General features: G+C 73.5%; 20 protein-coding genes. 8 read left to right on the top strand and 12 right to left on the bottom strand.

The annotated features are described in order from the left end of the window. Positions 1-52: 52 nt before the first annotated feature. The 8 genes from ACFWWU_RS01870 to ACFWWU_RS01835 all read right to left on the bottom strand — a co-directional run bounded on the left by ACFWWU_RS01870 (position 53) and on the right by ACFWWU_RS01835 (position 7,731). Positions 53-1,531 carry an APC family permease gene (locus tag ACFWWU_RS01870; RefSeq protein WP_384137791.1) on the bottom strand — a complete coding sequence of 493 codons (1,479 nt, stop codon included), beginning with the start codon at positions 1,529-1,531 and terminating at the stop codon, positions 53-55. 259 nt (positions 1,532-1,790) lie between these two features. Further along, positions 1,791-3,773, bottom strand: a complete 1,983-nt coding sequence (locus tag ACFWWU_RS01865; protein WP_384137789.1) for an FUSC family protein — start codon at positions 3,771-3,773, stop codon at positions 1,791-1,793. Between the two features lie 60 nt (positions 3,774-3,833). After that, complete coding sequence (locus ACFWWU_RS01860; protein ID WP_384137787.1) at positions 3,834-4,385, bottom strand: hypothetical protein; 552 nt, start codon at positions 4,383-4,385, stop codon at positions 3,834-3,836. Positions 4,386-4,634: 249 nt separating this feature from the next. Continuing rightward, on the bottom strand, positions 4,635-4,877 hold the full coding sequence (locus tag ACFWWU_RS01855) for a DUF2630 family protein (protein ID WP_384137785.1): 243 nt from the start codon (positions 4,875-4,877) through the stop codon (positions 4,635-4,637). A gap of 44 nt (positions 4,878-4,921) precedes the next feature. Then, entirely contained in the window at positions 4,922-5,956 is a 1,035-nt protein-coding gene (locus ACFWWU_RS01850) for an endonuclease/exonuclease/phosphatase family protein (RefSeq protein WP_384137783.1), read from the bottom strand. A 5-nt stretch (positions 5,957-5,961) separates the two neighbouring features. Then, on the bottom strand, positions 5,962-6,447 hold the full coding sequence (locus ACFWWU_RS01845; protein ID WP_384137781.1) for a hypothetical protein: 486 nt from the start codon (positions 6,445-6,447) through the stop codon (positions 5,962-5,964). Between the two features lie 23 nt (positions 6,448-6,470). Continuing rightward, positions 6,471-6,896 (bottom strand): hypothetical protein, encoded by a 426-nt coding sequence (locus tag ACFWWU_RS01840; protein WP_384137779.1) that lies wholly within the window; start codon positions 6,894-6,896, stop codon positions 6,471-6,473. 37 nt (positions 6,897-6,933) lie between these two features. Continuing rightward, positions 6,934-7,731: an alpha/beta fold hydrolase gene (locus ACFWWU_RS01835; protein WP_384137778.1), complete on the bottom strand. Its 798-nt coding sequence runs from the start codon at positions 7,729-7,731 to the stop codon at positions 6,934-6,936. Between the two features lie 58 nt (positions 7,732-7,789). Between ACFWWU_RS01835 and ACFWWU_RS01830 the strand changes: the two genes are divergently transcribed. The 3 genes from ACFWWU_RS01830 to ACFWWU_RS01820 all read left to right on the top strand — a co-directional run bounded on the left by ACFWWU_RS01830 (position 7,790) and on the right by ACFWWU_RS01820 (position 10,456). Continuing rightward, complete coding sequence (locus ACFWWU_RS01830; protein ID WP_384137776.1) at positions 7,790-9,358, top strand: PLP-dependent aminotransferase family protein; 1,569 nt, start codon at positions 7,790-7,792, stop codon at positions 9,356-9,358. A 158-nt stretch (positions 9,359-9,516) separates the two neighbouring features. Next, complete coding sequence (locus tag ACFWWU_RS01825) at positions 9,517-9,954, top strand: RidA family protein (protein ID WP_384137774.1); 438 nt, start codon at positions 9,517-9,519, stop codon at positions 9,952-9,954. Between the two features lie 82 nt (positions 9,955-10,036). Next, positions 10,037-10,456: a hypothetical protein gene (locus ACFWWU_RS01820; protein WP_384137773.1), complete on the top strand. Its 420-nt coding sequence runs from the start codon at positions 10,037-10,039 to the stop codon at positions 10,454-10,456. On the opposite strand, the gene ACFWWU_RS01815 is transcribed toward ACFWWU_RS01820, so the two are convergent. Further along, positions 10,414-10,974, bottom strand: a complete 561-nt coding sequence (locus ACFWWU_RS01815; protein ID WP_384137771.1) for a hypothetical protein — start codon at positions 10,972-10,974, stop codon at positions 10,414-10,416. The two genes, ACFWWU_RS01820 and ACFWWU_RS01815, sit on opposite strands and share 43 nt — an antisense overlap. 173 nt (positions 10,975-11,147) lie before the next feature. On the opposite strand from ACFWWU_RS01815, the gene ACFWWU_RS01810 reads away from it, so the two are divergent. Next, positions 11,148-12,116 carry an ATP-binding cassette domain-containing protein gene (locus tag ACFWWU_RS01810; RefSeq protein ID WP_384137769.1) on the top strand — a complete coding sequence of 323 codons (969 nt, stop codon included), beginning with the start codon at positions 11,148-11,150 and terminating at the stop codon, positions 12,114-12,116. Further along, on the top strand, positions 12,113-12,979 hold the full coding sequence (locus ACFWWU_RS01805; protein WP_384137768.1) for an ABC transporter permease: 867 nt from the start codon (positions 12,113-12,115) through the stop codon (positions 12,977-12,979). Before ACFWWU_RS01810 ends, ACFWWU_RS01805 begins: the two co-directional genes overlap by 4 nt. 77 nt (positions 12,980-13,056) lie before the next feature. On the opposite strand, the gene ACFWWU_RS01800 is transcribed toward ACFWWU_RS01805, so the two are convergent. From ACFWWU_RS01800 to ACFWWU_RS01790, 3 genes are all read right to left on the bottom strand, one after another. After that, positions 13,057-13,431, bottom strand: coding sequence for a VOC family protein (locus tag ACFWWU_RS01800; RefSeq protein ID WP_384137766.1), 375 nt, complete (start codon positions 13,429-13,431; stop codon positions 13,057-13,059). Between the two features lie 173 nt (positions 13,432-13,604). Continuing rightward, entirely contained in the window at positions 13,605-14,228 is a 624-nt protein-coding gene (locus tag ACFWWU_RS01795; protein WP_384137764.1) for an FMN reductase, read from the bottom strand. A gap of 5 nt (positions 14,229-14,233) precedes the next feature. Next, positions 14,234-15,313 carry an LLM class flavin-dependent oxidoreductase gene (locus ACFWWU_RS01790; protein ID WP_384137763.1) on the bottom strand — a complete coding sequence of 360 codons (1,080 nt, stop codon included), beginning with the start codon at positions 15,311-15,313 and terminating at the stop codon, positions 14,234-14,236. A 100-nt stretch (positions 15,314-15,413) separates the two neighbouring features. On the opposite strand from ACFWWU_RS01790, the gene ACFWWU_RS01785 reads away from it, so the two are divergent. From ACFWWU_RS01785 to cobM, 3 genes are read left to right on the top strand one after another with little or no spacing between them, the layout of a single operon-like run. Beyond that, positions 15,414-15,554 carry a DUF6126 family protein gene (locus ACFWWU_RS01785; RefSeq protein ID WP_384137761.1) on the top strand — a complete coding sequence of 47 codons (141 nt, stop codon included), beginning with the start codon at positions 15,414-15,416 and terminating at the stop codon, positions 15,552-15,554. A 42-nt stretch (positions 15,555-15,596) separates the two neighbouring features. Further along, positions 15,597-16,823 carry a precorrin-6y C5,15-methyltransferase (decarboxylating) subunit CbiE gene (cbiE, locus tag ACFWWU_RS01780; protein WP_384137759.1) on the top strand — a complete coding sequence of 409 codons (1,227 nt, stop codon included), beginning with the start codon at positions 15,597-15,599 and terminating at the stop codon, positions 16,821-16,823. Beyond that, positions 16,820-17,569 carry a precorrin-4 C(11)-methyltransferase gene (gene cobM / locus ACFWWU_RS01775; RefSeq protein ID WP_384137757.1) on the top strand — a complete coding sequence of 250 codons (750 nt, stop codon included), beginning with the start codon at positions 16,820-16,822 and terminating at the stop codon, positions 17,567-17,569. The genes cbiE and cobM overlap by 4 nt, the downstream gene beginning before the upstream one ends. Positions 17,570-17,579 lie beyond the last annotated feature (10 nt).

Genomic DNA, 17,579 nt, shown 5'->3' with positions numbered 1-17,579 from the left:
CCGGCAGATGGGTGGGTGTCGCCGCGTCTCGTACGGACTCGGAGACGGAGACTCAGAAGTCGGTGGCGTAGCTCTTGTCGTGGGCGCCCGTGCGGGCGTGCGGGGTGGCCGGGCCGGAGTCCTCGGTGGCGGCGAGCGCGCGGACGGCGTCCAGGCGGGCGGGGCGGTAGTAGTCGCTGCCCTTGCGCCAGTACACGAGGAGCGGGACGACGCCGACGAGGAGTCCGCCGAGGCCGATGGTGAGGGCGGTCGTGGAGAGTTCGCCGAGGGACTCGACGAAGCACCAGAGCATGAAGCCGGAGCCGAGCAGCGGCCACAGGCCGCCGAGGACGAAGTTCCGTACGGAGCGCAGGAGGAGCGACTTGTACGCGACGACGGCGGCGATGCCCGCGAGGCCGTAGTAGAAGGCGATCTGGAGGCCGATCGCGGCGACGGCGTCGCTGAGGATCCGCTGGACGGACTGGGCGGCCGCGGCGGCGCCGAACATGACGAGCGCGGCTCCGCCGACGGCGGCGATGGCGACCCAGGGGGTGTTCCAGCGGTGGTGCACGGTGCCGAGCGCGGCGGGCAGGGTCCGGTCGCGGCCCATCGCGAAGAGCGAGCGGGTGACCTGGAGGAGGGTCGTCTCCAGGGTGGCGACGGTCGACAGGACGACGGCCACGACGAGGAGTTTGCCGCCGACGCCCGGCCAGATCTCCTGGCCGAGGACGGCGAGGACGTTGGGCCCCGCGGTGCGGATCTCCTCGGCGGTCAGCAGGACGTTCACGGCGACGGTGAAGGCCTCGAAGAGGACGAAGACGAAGCCGACGCCGACGAGCGCGGCGAGTCCTGCCGTACGACGGCTGTTCCGGGTCTCCTCGCTGAGGTTGCTGGTGACGTCCCAGCCCCAGTAGTAGAAGGCGGCGATGAGGGCGCCGGCGGCGAAGCCCTGGGGGCCGTCGAACTGGCCGAGGCCGAACCAGGACCAGTCGAAGGCCGCGGCCCGTCCCCGGTGCAGGACGGCGGCGACGACGAAGCCGATGAGGATCAGCATCTCGACGCCCGACATGACGAGTTGGGCCCGCACGGTCAGCCGGGCGCCGCCCAGGACGACGAGCAGCATCATCAGGAACCAGCCGGCTCCGACGGCCGCGGCGAGCGGGGCGTCGTTCGCGAGGTCCGGGTCGATCAGGGAGAGCGTGAGGGAGCCGGCGGGCAGCGAGCCCGCCACCATGAAGACGGTGGCGGCGAAGACGAGCGCCCAGCCGGCGAGGAAGCCGAGGAAGGGGTGGAGGGTGCGGCCCACCCAGGAGTAGCCGGCGCCGGCGTTGACGTCGATCCGGCCGAGGCGGGCGTAGGCGAGGACGATGCCGAGCATCGGTATCGCGCAGTAGAGCAGGGCGGCGGGTCCGGCGAAGCCGACCGCGCCGAAGAGGACGGCGGTGGTCGCGGCGAGCGAGTAGGCGGGTGCGCTGCCCGCCACGGCCATCACGATCGTGTCGAACGTGCCGAGGACATTGGGCTGGAGCCCTCTGCTGTGGGTGGTGCGCATGGCGGAGTCCTCGGGGCGCGGGGGGTGAGGCGGGCGGTGGTGGTGCGGTGGTGGTGCGGTGGCAGAGCGAAGTGGCCCGCCCGCCGGGCCGGTTGCGCGACGGCGGCGGGCGCGGAGCAGGGTGAATCGCTGTGGATCTCGGGGAATCTCGGTGAATCGAGCGCATCGTAGTCGCCCGGATGGCGTTCGGTAACGGCGGTGGGGAGGGTTCCGTTCCGTGACCGCCGGTAAGTCCTCCCGTACGCCCCTCGGGAGGGGTTTACCGCAGGTCGGGACCGGCGATGGCGCGGGCCGCGCGGACCTCCTGGCGGAGGGGTGCGAGGACTCCGTTCTCGTCGCCGGGGAGCTCCGCGCGGACCTCCACGAGCGTGACGGTGGAGCGCAGTCCGTCGGAGAGCTCGCGCAACTCCCTCTCCACGGCGGCGACCTCGGCCGCGTCGGGTGCGGGGGCGCCGTGGGCGACGCGGATCCGGGCGGCGGTCGTCGCGTCGACGATCCGCTCGACGGCGACGACGAGCGGCCACCAGGCGGCGGCGCGGGTGCCGGTGGGCGGCGGTTCGGTCAGGGCGCGTTGGAACTCGGAGCGGACGGTCGACAGGTCCCGGTAGAGCTTGCGCCGGGCCCGGTGACGGGCGGTCCGGTCATCTGCCGTGAACGCGCCGCTGACGTAGGCGGCGGTGTCGGCGACGGCGTCCGCGAGCCGGTCCCCGACACGGGTGTGCCAGGACTCGGGCCAGAGGAGGTAGCCGGCGATCAGGGTGATCGCGCAGCCGATGAGCGAGTCGTAGAGGCGGGGCAGGACGAGGTCGAAGCCCTGGTGGTTGAGCATGTCGGAGAGCAGCAGGATGACCGGGGTGATGGCCGCGGTCTGGAAGGCGTACCCCTTCGCCGAGAAGGCCGGGATCAGGGCCGCGAGCGCCACCATCACGGGCACGTCCCACCAGCCTCTCGGGACCTCGGCGAGGACGAGGGCGGCGAGGACGAGGCCGGCGGCGGTGCCGAGGGCGCGGAGCACGGCCCGGGAGAAGACCGAGCCGAAGTCGGGCTTCATGACGAAGGTGACGGTGAGCGCGACCCAGTACGAGCGGGGGACGGCGATCAGCGAGACGAAGACCTGGGCGAGGCCGACGCAGAGCGCGAGCCGCAGCCCGTACCGCCAGGACGCCTCGGAGAACAGGACGGCGCGGGTGGCGCGGCGGGCCCGGACGCGGAGGGCGGCGGGGCGGCCGAGCCGGTCGTCGATGGGGGCGTCCCCCCTGGTCGAAGACCTTGGGAGAGGGGCGGGCTCGGCCTGGTGGACGACGGTCGCCGCGTAACGCAGGGCGTGGTCGACGGCCTTCTCGGCGGGCCGCTCGGGCGCGGGCAGGTCGAGGACGGGGGTGCCGGTGCGCCCTTCCTCGACGGCGTCGGCGAGCTCCCGGACGGCCGCGGGGATCGCGGCGGGCAGCGGGCCGAGGAACCGGACGCGGAGGCGGGCGGCGGGGGCGGCTTCGAGGAGCGGGACGAGGGCGTTGAGCTGGGAGAGGAGCCGGACCAGGTGGGGCGCGCGGCCGTGTTGGCGGGCGCGGCGGGCGAGGACCAGGTCGTAGGACTGGTTGAGGGAGGCGGTGACGGCGTGCCGCTGTTCGTCGTAGGCGGCGGCGGTGGTGCCGGTGGCGTCGTAGAGGTCGGCGACGGCCCGGTAGGTGGCGGCGACGGCGGCGCGTTCGGGGGCGGTGCGGCGCAGGGGCCAGCCGAGGAGGGTGAGGAGGAGGACGAAGAGCCCGCCGAGGGTGAGGAGCAGAGGCGCCTTCCACCACGGTCCCGGCATGGGGAGGCCGGCGCCGACCACGCAGTTCAGGAGCAGCAGGAGGCCCGATACGGAGGCGACGGCGCCGATCGACGAGATCATCCCGGAGACGAGCGCGACGAGGGTGAGGGCGGCGACGGCGAGCCAGCCCTGGCCGAAGACGAGGGTGCCGAGGGTGACGCCGAGGGCGCCGAAGAGCTGCGGCACGGCGATGTTGAAGATCCGCATCCGGTAGGCGTCGGCGGTGTCGCCGATGACGCCGGAGAGGGCGCCCATGGAGACGAGGGCGCCGTAGACGGGCTGCCCGACGGCGAGTCCGACGGCGATCGGCGCGGAGAGCGCGACGGACGCGCGGACGACGGCGGCCCAGGGGATGGGGGTGGGGGCGGGCCTGAGCCCGGCCGTGAGCCAGGTGGGCGGGGAGAGCCGTACGGGCCGAGCGGGGCGTGCCATGCCCCCCAACCTACGTCGGGGCCGGAGCGTCGACGGCGCACGCGTCGGGGCTCGGCGCGCTCAGGCGGCGCGGCAGAGTTCGGTGCGGTTGGGGTGGTTGACCGGGGTCGGGGTTGAGGTCGGGGTCGGGGTTGGGGTGCGGGCCACGGTCGTGTGCACGGGGCGGGCGGTGGCCGTGGCCCGCGAGCGCTTCCGGGCGAAGACGACGAGGCGCAGCACCGCGAACCGCGCGGCACCGGCGAGCGCGGAGGCGGTCAGGTAGACGACCTGTTCGAGCATCGCACCGGGCGCCGCCACCAGTTGCTGGAGGAGCAGCATCGCGCCGCAGGTCACCGCGTACGCGGCCGCGGCGGAGCCGGCCGACTGCGTGTGCTGGCGCCAGGTGGCGCGCCCGCCCGCGCCGAAGGTGAAGCGGGCGTGCAGCTCGGTGGAGAGGAGCGTGGAGACCACGGCTGTCAGGGCGTTGGCCAGGAACCAGGGGATCCAGGAGGCGAGGCCCGTCACGGCGAAGCTGGAGGCGATCCCGACTCCGCCGCCGCAGAGCACGAAGCGGGCGAAGGCGTGGAAGGCGCCGGGTGTCGTCCGTGGTCGGCTCTGCCCCGCTGTCTCCATGATCCGACCCCTCCGCTGGCTCGCTCCGCCGCCCGACGCGCACCTCTCGGCCTGTGAGGCCAGGGGCGTGCATCCCTCGTGGCGCCATCATGGCACATGGATGGTGCCATTACGAGCCATTCATGGCGCCAGTGGTGTCATCGATGGCGCCAAGGGGGGTGGTGGAGGTGCCTCATCCTGGGGTCGGCGGCTGGAGCGGCGCATGGGGCGTCCTCGACGGCGCCACGCGCGGGAGCGCATGCCAGGGGGTCAGTTGCGGTAGGACTCGACCTCCGCGGCCGGGCGGAGGGTGGCCGTGTCCGGATCCTCGCCGAATTCGCTCTTCGCACGGCGCTGGCGCAGCAGGTCCCAGCACTGGTCGAGCCTGACCTCAAGGTCGGCGAGACGGGCGCGTTCCTCCGGGGGGAGGCCTCCCGTGCCCGCGCGCTGCCGCAGCGCGCGTTCCTCCTCGACGAGGGCGCCGATGTCGCCCAGGATCTCCTCGTTGTCCATGCTTTCAGCGTGGCCGATCAGCGCTCTCCGCGCAGGTCGAGATCTCAGCCTCTCTCCCCGCGCAGGTCGAGATCGGTGAGCACTGCCCGGTGGTCGGAGCCCGCGAGGTCGAGGAAGCGGATGCTCCGGACGCTGAAGTCCTCGCTCACCAGGACGTGGTCGATCTGGACGAAGGGCGGCAGGGGGCCTTCCATGGGCCAGGTGGGGGTGCGGCTCGCGTCCCCGAGCCGGGCGGCGTCCTGGAGGCGGCCGGCGGCGAGGATCGCGCGGAAGGCCGCGTGGTCCTGGGAGGCGTTGAAGTCCCCGGCGAACAGCCGCGGCCCGGTGTCGCGCCGGGCGGCGGCGTCGTCCTCGATCCGGCCGAGCTCCCGCTCCCACCCGTCGACCTGGCGCGGCACCGGCGGCATCGGGTGGGCGAGTTGGAGGCGTACGGGCCGGCCGGCGATCTCGACGGTGGCGCCCGGCATGCCCATCACCCCCGGGATGACCCGCTCGTCGGTGAGCGGGTAGGCGCTCAGCAGGACGGAGCCGGAGGCGCCGCCGGCGTCGACCGCGGTGTGGTGGGGGAGTTCGGCGGCGAAGGCCGTGGTCAGGGCGTGTCCGCACGCGAGGTCGCACTCGGTGACGAACACGAGCTGGGGGCGCTCGCGCCGGATCGTGTCGATCAGCGCTCCGGTGGCCTGGCCGTATTCGACGTTGGAGGCGAGCACCTTGACCCGGGCGAGGGGCAGTCCGTACGAGAGGACGAGCTGCGGCATGTAGGGCAGGGAACTCCAGCCGACCGCGGCGAGGACGACGACGGCGAGGAGGGTGAGCGCGCGGCGCCGGGCGACGGCGGCCAGGAGCACCCCGAGCCCGGCGGGCACGGCGAGCCAGGGCAGCAGGGAGAGCAGCTGCGGTACGGGGGTGACCCCGTCCGTGTCGAGGAAGCGGCAGGCGCTGATCAGGGCGGGGACGGGCAGGAGCAGCCCGGCGGCCCAGGCGATGAGGCGGTGCCTGGGCCGGAGGGGCTGGGGTTCGGGTGCCGCCGGTGCGGCGCTCGTCACGGGTGCGGTCAAGGCGGCAGGGGCTCGGTCCACGCCTTTCAGTGTCGCAGGGCCTGTGCGATCTCCGCGGTCGTGGCCCCCGAGAGCGTCCGATTACTGCGGGCCGTACCCGACTTGGAGGCGCCGGGCTCGACGCCGTTGATGCTCAGGACGACCGTGTCGAGGAGGTTTCCGCCGTCGTCACGGAAGTTGACCATGATCGTGTAGTCGGCGTTCTTGTCCTGGGGGTTGGTCGCCGTGACCTCGGCGACCGTGCGGTCCCCGTCGCTGCTCGCCGCCCCGGCCTTCACGTCGCCGGTGGCGTTGGCCCCGTCCTTGACCTCGTTCATCTTCTCCTCGGCCGCCGAGGCGACGGCGGCCGTGGCGGAGGAGACGACCTCGCCCGCCTTCTCCGAGACGGCGTCGCAGCCGGTGAGGGTGACGGTGAGGAGTGCGGAGGCGGCGAGGACGACTCCCGTGGCGCGGCGGCGGGGTCGCGGTCGCGGGTGCGGGTGCGGCTTCGGCGGTGTCACCGGTGGTGTCATCGGCGGCGTCATGGGCGGCGGCCTCAGAACTTCTCGTCCGCGCCGTAGGCCTCGTCCGTGGCCAGCGCCCAGATCACGAAGATCGAGATGGCCATGGAGAAGAGTGCCCACCACGGCTGGTAGGGCAGGAAGAGGAACTGCAAGAGGACGTTGAGGGAGGCCAGCGCGATACCGGCGACCCGGCCCCACTCGGCGCCCTTGAGGATCCCGGAGCCGGCGACGACGAGGATGACGCCGAGGATCAGGTGGATCCAGCCCCAGGTGGTGAGGTCGAACTTGAAGACGTAGTCGCCGACCCGGGTGTAGACGTCGTCCTCGGCGATGCCTGCGATGCCCTGGAAGACGTCCATGAATCCGGTGACCAGCATGAGGACGCCGGCGAAGAGGGTGCCGCCGGTGGCCCAGGCGTCGGCTGTGCTCGGCTTGCGGGGTGCGGTGTTCTGGCTCATGACCCCATCGTCGGAGCGTTCGTACGATTCCGAACTTTCAACTGAGCCGAACGAGTGAGCGAAGGTAGGAGTCGAGTACGGAGTCGAACTCCTCGGGCCGTTCCAGGTTGGGCAGGTGCGCGGCCCGGTCGATCACGGCGAGCGTGGAGTGCGGCAGCAGCGCGTGCATCTCCTCCGCGTCCGCGACCGGTGTGTACGTGTCGTCCCGGCCGACCACGACGAGCGCGGGCACGGCGACGGTGGTGAGCGACTCGCGGTAGTCGGGCCGCTCGGCCCGGCCGCGCAGCGCGGCGGCGGCGCCGACCGGGGAGGTCGCGCACATCATGCGGTGGACGTGCGGCGCGGCATGCGTGTTGTACGGGGCGACCATCCGGTCCAGCACCTCGCCGGCGTACCCCCGCATGCCCTCGTCGAGGAGCCGGTCGGCCATGGCGTTCCGCGCGGCCTTGCCCTCCTCGGTCTCGGCGGCGGGGAAGGTGTCGGCGAGGACGAGGCCCCGGACGCGCTCCGGGTGGCGGCGGTGGAGCTCCATGGCGATCTGGCCGCCCATGGAGAGGCCGACGACGACGCACTCCTCGATCTCCAGGTGGTCGAGGAGGTCGACGAGGTCCTCCGCGAAGACACCGAGGTCGGTGGAGTGAGGGTCCGCGGCGAGCGGGGTGAGGCCGTAGCCGCGCAGGTCAGGGGCGATCACCCGGTGGGTGCGGGAGAAGCGGTCGAGCTGCGGCAGCCACATGGTGTGGTCGAAGGGGTGGCCGTGGACGAGGAGGAGCGCCGGGCCGGAGCCCCGGTCCTCGTAGGCGATCGGGATGTCGTTGACCTGTACGAAGTCCATGGTCAGAGGCTAGGTACGGCCAACTGCTCGGTGCAATGAGATCTTTGCTCTCGGTGCAATGAAAGGGAGGGGCGTCGTGGAGGAGTACCGGAGGATCGCGGACCGGGTCGAGGCGGCCGTACGGGACGGGCGGCTGCGTCCCGGCGACCGGCTGCCGCCGCAGCGGGTGTTCGCCCGCCGCCACCGGATCGCGAACTCGACGGCCATCCGCGTCTACGGGGAGCTGGCCCGTCGCGGCCTGGTCGTCGGCGAGGTCGGGCGCGGCACCTTCGTCCGGGCCGCGCCGCCGCTGCCGGGGTCCGCGCTCGCCGAGGCGACCGGGGCGGCGCCCGTCGACCTCCAGCTCAACTACCCGGTTGCAGAAGGGCAGTCGGAGCTGATGGCCCGCGCGCTCGCGGCGCTCGCCCGGCCCGACGTCCTGACCGAGGCCGTCTCGGGTCCGGCCGCCGCGACCGGCACCCCGCAGGCCCGGGAGGCGGCGGTGTCCGTCCTCGCCCGGCCCGGCTGGGCGCCGGACCCCGAGAACGTCCTCTTCGCGGGGAACGGCCGCCAGGCCATCGCCGCCGCGCTCTCCGCGCTCGTCCCGCCCGGCGGCCGGCTGGGCGTCGAGGCGCTCACGTATCCGCTGGTCAAGGCGGTGGCGGAACGGCTCGGCATCCGGCTGGTGCCGCTCGCCCTCGACGAGGACGGGATACGGCCGGAGGCGCTCGCGGCGGTCCACCGGGCGACCCCGCTGGCCGCGCTCTACCTCCAGCCGACCCTGCACAACCCGCTCTCCACGACCATGGGCGGGACGCGGCGGGCCGAACTGGCCGAGCTGCTGCGCCGCCTGGACCTGACGGCGGTCGAGGACACGACCTGGGCCTTCCTCGTACCGGGCGCCGCGTCGGGCGCCGCGCTCGCGTCCCCGGCCGCGCCCCCGCCGCTCGCCGCCTTCGCGCCGAACACCGCGCCGGACACCGCGCCGGGCGTGCCGGACACCGCGCCGGACACCGCGCCGGGCGTGCCGGACACCGCGCCGGGCGCCGCGCTCGCGCCCCCGGCCGCGCCCCCGCCGCTCGCCGCCTCCGCGCCGGACACCGCGCCGGACACCGCGCTCGCGCCCCCGCCGCTCGCCGCCTTCGCGCCCGAGCGCGTCCTCCTCGTGGACAGCCTCTCCAAGCGGCTCGCCCCCGGTCTGACCGTCGGCTACCTCGCCGTGCCCGGGCGGCTGCGGGCCGCGGTGGCGGAGGCGCTGCGGTCCGGTGCCTGGACGGCGGGCGGGCTCGCGCTCGCGGCGGCCACCCGCTGGGCCGGGGACGGCACGGTCGCCGAGGTCGTCGCCGCCAAGCGCGCGGACACGGAGGCCCGGCACGCCCTGGTCCGGCGCCACCTCGGCGGTCACGCCGTACGGACCTCCCCGCACGCCTACTACTGCTGGTGGGAGCTGCCCGCGCCCTGGCGGGCGGAGACCTTCGCGGCGGCGGCGGCCGAGCGCGCGGGTGTGGCGATCACCCCGGGGAGCGCCTTCGCGGTCGGCCCGGGCTCGGCCCCGGACGCGATCCGGGTGGGCCTCGCGTCGCCGCCCCGCGCGGTACTGGACGCGGCGCTCGCCCGCCTCGCGGCACTGGCCGCCGAAGGGCCCTGAGGCGCCGAAGCGCCCTGGCGGGCCGAAGCCGCCCTCGGCGCCCTCCGCGGCGGGCTGCTGACCGGCGCGTACGACCTCACCGCGGTGCTCCTGACGGGCGCCGCGCTCACCCCGGCCGCCGTCCCGGTGGCCGCCCTCTCCGGAAGGAACGATCCCTCATGAACGACGTCACGCCCGGCGACGACCAGCGCGTCATCACCAACCCCGGCACGCTCCACGACCCCACCCCCTTCGGCTACAGCCACGCCGTCTCCGCGCCCGGCGAACTCGTCTTCATCGGCGGCCAGTACGCCTCCGACGCCACCGGCGCCCCCGTCCCCGGGGACTTCGCCGCCCAGGTCGAGCTCTCCCTCACCCACCTGCGGCTCGCCCTGGAGGGCGTCGGCCTCGGTCTCGCCCACGTCGTCCGCCTCGGCTCGTACATCGTCGAGCACGACCTCGCCAAGCTGGAGGTCCTCGGCAAGGCCCTGCACGCGCACTTCGGCGAGCGGCTGCCCGCGCAGACCCTCAGCGGGGTCGCGGCGCTCGCCCTGCCGGGCATGCTCTTCGAGATCGACGCCGTCGCCGTACGGCCCACGGGGTCCCACGGGGCCTGATCCACTTGCGGGGCGCCGGGCGCGGGTGTGCCCTGGAGGGTGCGGGAGAACCAGGGGGGCGAGAGACGAAGGAGCTCCAGCCATGGCCGCACACGCAGCGCTACCGGCCCGACGCCGGGCGACCGGCACCCACGGCCGTACCCACGGCTGGGCCTTCCCGGCCACGCTCGGGGTGATCTACGGCTTCTACGCGGCGTTCATCCAGAAGTCCGGCGCCCCGGTCACCTGGGGACTGTTCTGGCTCGGACTGGTCTCGGCGATCGTGCTCGCCGGGGCCGTGTACGGGCTCCGCAGCGTCGGCCGCGCCCTGCCGCGCGAGCTCCACGCGGCCGCCTGGGGCGGCCTCGCGGGCATCGCGGTCGGCTTCCTCTACAGCCTGTCCGACGTGAGCATCCTGTCGGCGACCGTCCTCGGCCTGATCGTCGGCGGGGGCGTCACCGCCGGCGCCTACTACCTCTACTACACCCACGAGGACGCCGCGGGCCGCCCGGCGCCGTACTGACGCCCCGCGCCCCCGGTCCGGGTCCTGCGCCGGTAGTACGAGGCCGCCACGGCGGCGACGAGCACCGGCCAGGCCAGCAGGGGCGCGTAGCAGGCGATCAGCAGGGCGTTCTGCGCCGGGGAGGCGGGGATGCCGGGTCCGAGGTCCGCGTACGAGGCGTACACGCCCCACCCGGCGATCGCGCACAGCCCCGCCACCCCGGCGAAGGCCACGCCCGTCGCGGCGGCCGTGTTCACCCGGCGCCCGCCGAGGAAGGGCATCCACCGGGGGAAGACCTCGCCCCAGGAGCGGACGAGGCCCAGCGTGAGGAAGGCGAGCAGCTCGGAGACGACGCTGAGCGAGACGACGTACGCGGACGTCCAGAAGCCCATCGCGCCGAGCTCGGCGTCCTGCGTGACCGGGAGCCCCGCGACGAGCGCGAGGCGCCACAGCCCGGACGGGAGGGTGACGAGCGGTACGGCGTGGGCGGCGAGGACGGCCCAGCGGGGCACGTCGGGCAGGGCCTTGATCTTCATCATGCGTCCAGCGTCCCGCCGGACCCAGGGCCCGGTCGTCGCCCCGGGGACGGGTCCGCCTCCGCCGCGCGGGGGAGCGGCGCTCGTCCGCGCGGACTCTTCCGCCGTGGCGAGAAGCGGTGGGCCGACGGAGACTGGGAGAAGCGCTCTCTTTCCGATAGTCCCGGAGGAACGGCATGACCGACCTCGCCATCGAGACCGAGGGCCTGATCAAGGTCTTCGGCAAGAACCGCGCAGTCGACGGCATCGACCTGCGCGTCCCCGCCGGCACCGTCTACGGCGTCCTCGGACCCAACGGCGCCGGCAAGACCACCGCCGTCAAGATGCTCGCCACGCTCCTGCGCCCCGACGGCGGCCGGGCGCGCGTCTTCGGCAAGGACGTCGTCAAGGACGCCGACACGGTGCGCGGCCGGGTCAGCCTCACCGGCCAGTACGCCTCCGTCGACGAGGACCTGACCGGCACCGAGAACCTGGTCCTGCTCGGCAGACTCCTCGGTCACACGCGTCCCGACGCCCGCGAGCGCTCCGGGCAACTGCTCGCCGCGTTCGGGCTGGCGGAGGCGGCGGACAAGCAGATCAAGAACTACTCGGGCGGCATGCGGCGCCGTATCGACATCGCCGCGTCCATCCTCAACACCCCCGACCTGCTCTTCCTCGACGAACCGACGACCGGCCTCGACCCGCGCAGCCGCAATCAGGTCTGGGACATCATCCGCGCGGTCGTCGCCCAGGGCACCACGGTCATGCTGACCACCCAGTACCTGGACGAGGCCGACCAGCTGGCGTCCCGGATCGCCGTCATCGACCACGGCAAGGTGATCGCCGAGGGCACCAAGGGCGAGCTGAAGGCCTCCGTCGGCTCGGGATCGGTGCACGTACGGCTCCGGGACCCCGAGCAGCGCGCGGAGGCCGAGCAGGTCCTGCGGAGCGCCCTGAACGCCACCGTCCAGCTCGACCAGGACCCGGTCGCGCTCACCGCCACCGTCAACGGGCACGGGACGGACCTGGGCGCCGCCGAGCAGGCCGCCCGCGCCCTGGCCGAGCTGTCCAGGGCCGGGATCACGGTCGACAACTTCGCCCTCGGGCAGCCCAGCCTCGACGAGGTCTTCCTCGCCCTCACCGACCGGAAGGGAACGACGGCATGACCACCGTCACCACCGGCAAGGACACGCAGACGGCCGACACCCTCGACTTCGTCGCCCCGAAGGCGGACGAACTCGCGGCGCTGTTCACGGGACGGTCCCGGCCGCCGCGCCCCAGCGCCGTCTCCGCGTCGCTGACGTTCGGCTGGCGGGCCATGCTCAAGATCAAGCACGTGCCGGAGCAGCTGTTCGACGTGACGGCCTTCCCGATCATGATGGTGCTGATGTACACGTACCTCTTCGGGGGTGCGCTGGCCGGCTCGGTCGACGAGTACATCCAGTTCCTGCTGCCGGGCATCCTCGTCATGAGCGTCGTGATGATCACGATGTACACGGGCCTCTCGGTCAACACCGACATCGAGAAGGGCGTCTTCGACCGCTTCCGGACCCTGCCGATCTGGCGGCCCGCGCCGATGGTCGGCTACCTCCTCGGCGACGTCGTCCGCTATCTGATCGCCTCGGCGGTCATGCTCACGGTCGGCGTGATCATCGGCTACCGGCCGGACGGCGGCGTCGTCGGCGTCCTGCTCGGCGTCGCGCTGCTGCTGGTCTTCTCGTTCGCGTTCTCGTGGATCTGGACGATGTTCGGCCTGCTGCTGCGCAGCGAGAAGTCCGTCATGGGCGTCTCGATGATGGTGATCTTCCCGCTCACCTTCCTCTCGAACGTCTTCGTCGACCCGAAGACGATGCCGGGCTGGCTCCAGGCGTTCGTGAACAACAACCCGGTGACCCATCTCGCGACCGCGGTCCGCGAGCTGATGGCGGGCCGCTGGCCGGGCGCCGACATCGCCTGGACGCTGGGCTGGTCGGCGCTGTTCGTCCTGGTCTTCGGCTGGTTCACGATGAGGCTGTACAACCGGAAGTAGTGTCGGCCGGGGCCTGTCGGGCGGGGCGGCCCGGACGGCGTGTCGTGCGGGGTGGCGGACGTGGTGCCGTAGGAGCGCTATCCCGCCGTGCGCGGGGTCGTCTGCTGGACCGACCAGCGGTTGCCGTCGGGGTCGGCGAAGTAGACGAAGGAGCCCCAGGGCTGGTCGTCGATCCCGCTGACCTCGATCCCGCGCGCGGTGAGGTCGGCGTGGGCTTCCTCGATGTCGGTGACGACCACCTGCATGTTGTCGAGGGAGCCCGGCGCCATCTCCGTGATGCCCTTGCCGAAGGCGATCGAGCAGGCCGAGCCGGGCGGGGTCATCTGGACGAAGCGGATGCCGTCGCTGACCGGGATGTCGTGGTCGGGGTGGAAGCCGACCCGCTCGTAGAAGGCCTTGGCCCGGTCGATGTCGGTGACGGGGACGCCGATCAGTTCCAGCTTGATGTCCATGGTGGCATCATGCGCCGGACGTCGTCCGGGCGCACGCCGTGCGCCCGGAGGTGTCACCCGCGTCGCCTCTGCCCCCGCGAGGGCCTTCCCCGCGCGTCGCCTCTGCCCCGGCCCGAGGGCTTCCCCGCGCGTTGCCTCCGCCCGCCCGAGGGCTTTCCCGCGCGGCCACGGGATCAATCCAGGCGCAGGTCGGCCAGTTGGCGCTCGAAGGGGACGATCTCGTCCTCGTCGGCCCGCCGGGACGGCCGGGCGGCGACCGCGTCCGCCAGTTCGTGGCCCGCCCTGGTGATCCGGGACGGCAGCCCGTCCGTCCACTCGTCGCCGCCCGAGCCCCAGTCCTCCGAGGCCGCGTAGACGGCGGTGGGGACGACGAGGGCCCGCAGGTAGGCGAAGAGCGGCCGCAGGGCGTGGTCCAGGACGAGCGAGTGGCGGGCGGTGCCGCCGGTCGCCCCGATGAGGACGGGGGTGCCGGTCAGCGCGGCCGGGTCGATCAGGTCGAAGAACGACTTGAAGAGACCGCTGTACGAGGCGGTGAAGACCGGGGTCACCGCGATGACCCCGTCCGCGCCGGTCACCGCGTCGATCGCCTCCTGGAGCTTCTCCGAGGGGAAGCCGGTGACGAGGTTCTTCGCGATGTCGAGGGCCAGGTCGCGCACTTCGACGACCTGGACGTCGACGGCGTACTCCTGCTCGGCCAGCCGGTACCGGGTCGCCTGGAGCAGCCGGTCGGCGAGCAGCCGGGTGGAGGAGGGTGTGGCGAGTCCGGCGGAGACGGCGACGAGCTTCAGGGTCCGCATGGTCGTCAGGCTTCCTTCTTCGTCCGGACGGCGGGGTGCAGCGGGGCGGTCTCCGGTACGCCGGCCGGGCGCAGGTTCGCGAACTCCTTGCGCAGGACCGGGACGACCTCCTCGCCGAGGATGTCGAGCTGTTCCAGGACCGTCTTGAGGGGCAGTCCCGCGTGGTCGACGAGGAACAGCTGGCGCTGGTAGTCGCCCACGTAGTCGCGGAAGGACAGGGTGCGCTCGATGACCTCCTGCGGCGAGCCGACGGTCAGCGGGGTCTCCCGGGAGAACTCCTCCAGGGACGGGCCGTGGCCGTAGACGGGCGCGTTGTCGAAGTACGGGCGGAACTCCCGTACCGCGTCCTGGGAGTTCTTGCGCATGAAGATCTGGCCGCCGAGGCCGACGATGGCCTGCTCGGGGGTGCCGTGGCCGTAGTGCGCGTACCGCTGCCGGTAGAGCCGGACCATCTTCTCGGTGTGCTGCTTGGGCCAGAAGATGTGGTTCGCGAAGAAGCCGTCGCCGTAGTAGGCGGCCTGCTCGGCGATCTCGGGGGAGCGGATGGAGCCGTGCCAGACGAACGGCGGGACGCCGTCGAGGGGGCGCGGGGTGGACGTGAAGCCCTGGAGGGCCGTGCGGAACTTGCCCTCCCAGTCGACCACGTCCTCCCTCCACAGCCTGTGGAGGAGCGCGTAGTTCTCGATGGCGAGCGGGATGCCCTGGCGGATGTCCTGCCCGAACCACGGGTAGACCGGCCCGGTGTTGCCGCGGCCCATCATCAGGTCCACCCGGCCCTCGGCGAGGTGCTGGAGGGTCGCGTAGTCCTCGGCGATCTTCACCGGGTCGTTGGTGGTGATCAGCGTCGTGGACGTGGACAGGATCAGGTTCTCGGTGCGGGCGGCGATGTGCCCGAGGAGGGTGGTGGGGGAGGAGGGCACGAACGGCGGGTTGTGGTGCTCGCCGGTGGCGAAGACGTCGAGCCCGACCTCCTCGGCCTTGAGCGCGATGGCGACGGTGTCCTTGATCCGCTCGTGCTCGGTGGGGGTGCGGCCGGTGGTGGGGTCGGCCGTCACGTCGCCGACGGTGAAGATCCCGAACTGCATCGTGCTCACCTCTCGCTGTCTGGCTTGTTGGTTGAACCTTAAACCAACACGTCCAACGGCGCACCCCCGCGAGGTATTCCCGGCCCGTACCCTGGACGGCATGACCGAGAGCACGCACGACGACGAGCGCTGGAAAGAGCGCGGCGTCATGCTCCGCGTCTTCGTGTACGTCTTCGCGACGCACGCCTTCGCGGGCTTCGTCTGGCTCCTCTTCCACGTCGGGCAGAACGCCGGGAAGTGACCCAGCGGTAGCCGCCCCGGGGCCTCACGTAGAGTCCCCGACGTGAACGCTGCGATATCGGTCGTCGGAATCGGCGCGGACGGGTGGGACGGACTCCCCGAGAACTCCCGCCGCCCCCTGCGCGCCGCCGAGGTGCTGATCGGCGCCCCGCGCCAGCTCGACCTCCTCCCCGCCGGCGAGTGCCCCGGCGAGCGGATCGCCTGGCCCTCCCCGCTCCGGCCCGCCGTCCCCGGACTGCTCGCCGCCCACGAGGGACGCGCCGTCGCCGTCCTCGCCAGCGGTGACCCCTCCTACTACGGCATCGCCCGCACGCTCGCCGAGATCGTCGGCGCCGCCGCTCTCCAGGTCCACCCGCACCCGTCCTCCGTCTCGTACGCCTGCGCCCGCCTCGGCTGGCCCCTGGAGGACGTCGAGACCGTCTCCCTCGTCGCCCGGCCGCTCGCCGCGCTCTCCGCGGCCCTCCACCCCGGCCGCCGGCTCCTCGTCCTCGGCGAGGGCCCCGGCACTCCCGCCGAGGTCGCCGCGCTGCTGCGCCGCACCGGCTGGGGCGGCACCCGCGTCCGCGTCCTCGAACAGCTCGGCGGGCCCGCCGAGCGGCTCCTCGACGCCACTGCCGCCGACTGGCCGTACGAGCGGACCGACGCCCTCCACGTCCTCGCGCTCGACTGCGTACGCGACCCCGGCACGCGCCGGCTCGGCGCCGCGCCCGGCCTGCCGGACGAGGCGTACGAGCACGACGGGCAGCTCACCAAGCGGTACGTCCGCGCCGCCACGCTCGCCGCGCTCGCCCCCGCCCCCGGCGAACTCCTCTGGGACGTCGGCGGCGGCTCCGGCTCCATCGGCGTCGAATGGATGCGGACCCACCGCTCCTGCCGGGCGATCGCGGTCGAGAAGTCCCCGGAGCGCGCCGAGCGCATCACCCGCAACGCGGACACCCTCGGCGTCCCCGCCCTCCGCGTCGTCACGGGACCGGCCCCCGCGGCGCTGACCGGCCTCCCCGCCCCCGACGCCGTCTTCATCGGCGGCGGCCTCACCGTCCCCGGGCTCGTCGACGCCTGCTGGGACGCGCTCCCGCCCGGCGGCCGGCTCGTCGCCAACACCGTGACCCTCGAATCCGAGGCACTGCTCGCCGACCGCTACCGCCGCCACGGCGGCGAACTGGTCCGGCTCGCCGTCGCGGCGGCCGTGCCGGTGGGCGGATTCACGGGCTGGCGCCAGGCGATGCCCGTCACGCAGTGGTCCGTCACCAAGTCAGGAGAACGAGCATGACCGTCTACTTCATCGGCGCGGGCCCGGGCGCGGCCGACCTGATCACCGTGCGCGGCGCGCGGACCCTCGCGACGTGCGGGGTCTGCCTCTACGCCGGCTCCCTCGTCCCCACGGAGCTGCTCGCCGAGTGCCCGCCGGACGCGCGGCTCGTCGACACGGCCCAGCTCGACCTGGACCGGATCATCGCCGAGATCGTCCGCGCCCACGAGGACGGCCACGACGTGGCGCGGCTGCACTCCGGCGACCCGTCCGTCTTCAGCGCGGTCGCGGAGCAGATGCGCCGGCTGGACGCGCTGGACATCCCGTACGAGGTCGTGCCGGGCGTCCCGGCGTTCGCCGCGGCCGCGGCCGCGCTCAAGCGGGAGCTCACCGTGCCCACCGTCGGGCAGACCGTGATCCTCACCCGGATCGCCCAGCAGGCCACCCCGATGCCCGAGGGCGAGGACCTCGCGACGCTCGGCCGCAGCGGCGCCCTGCTCGTCCTCCACCTCGCCGCGCGGTACGTCGACCGGGTCGTCGGCGAACTCGTCCCGCACTACGGCGCGGACTGCCCGGCCGCGGTCGTGGCGATGGCGAGCCGCCCCGACGAGCTGGTCCTGCGGGGCACCCTCGACGACATCGCGGAGCAGACGAAGGCGGCCGGCATCACGAAGACGGCGGTCATCCTGGTGGGCCGCACCCTCGCGGCCTCGGAGTTCCGCGACAGCCACCTCTACGACCCGGCGCGGGACCGGCACGTCTGCTGAGAACCGGCGG

The organism is Streptomyces sp. NPDC058650 (assembly GCF_042717315.1).
In the GTDB taxonomy this organism is placed as follows: domain Bacteria; phylum Actinomycetota; class Actinomycetes; order Streptomycetales; family Streptomycetaceae; genus Streptomyces.
The sequence above is the reverse complement of the archived record's forward strand: the minus strand, read 5'-3'. Positions and strand labels throughout refer to the sequence as shown.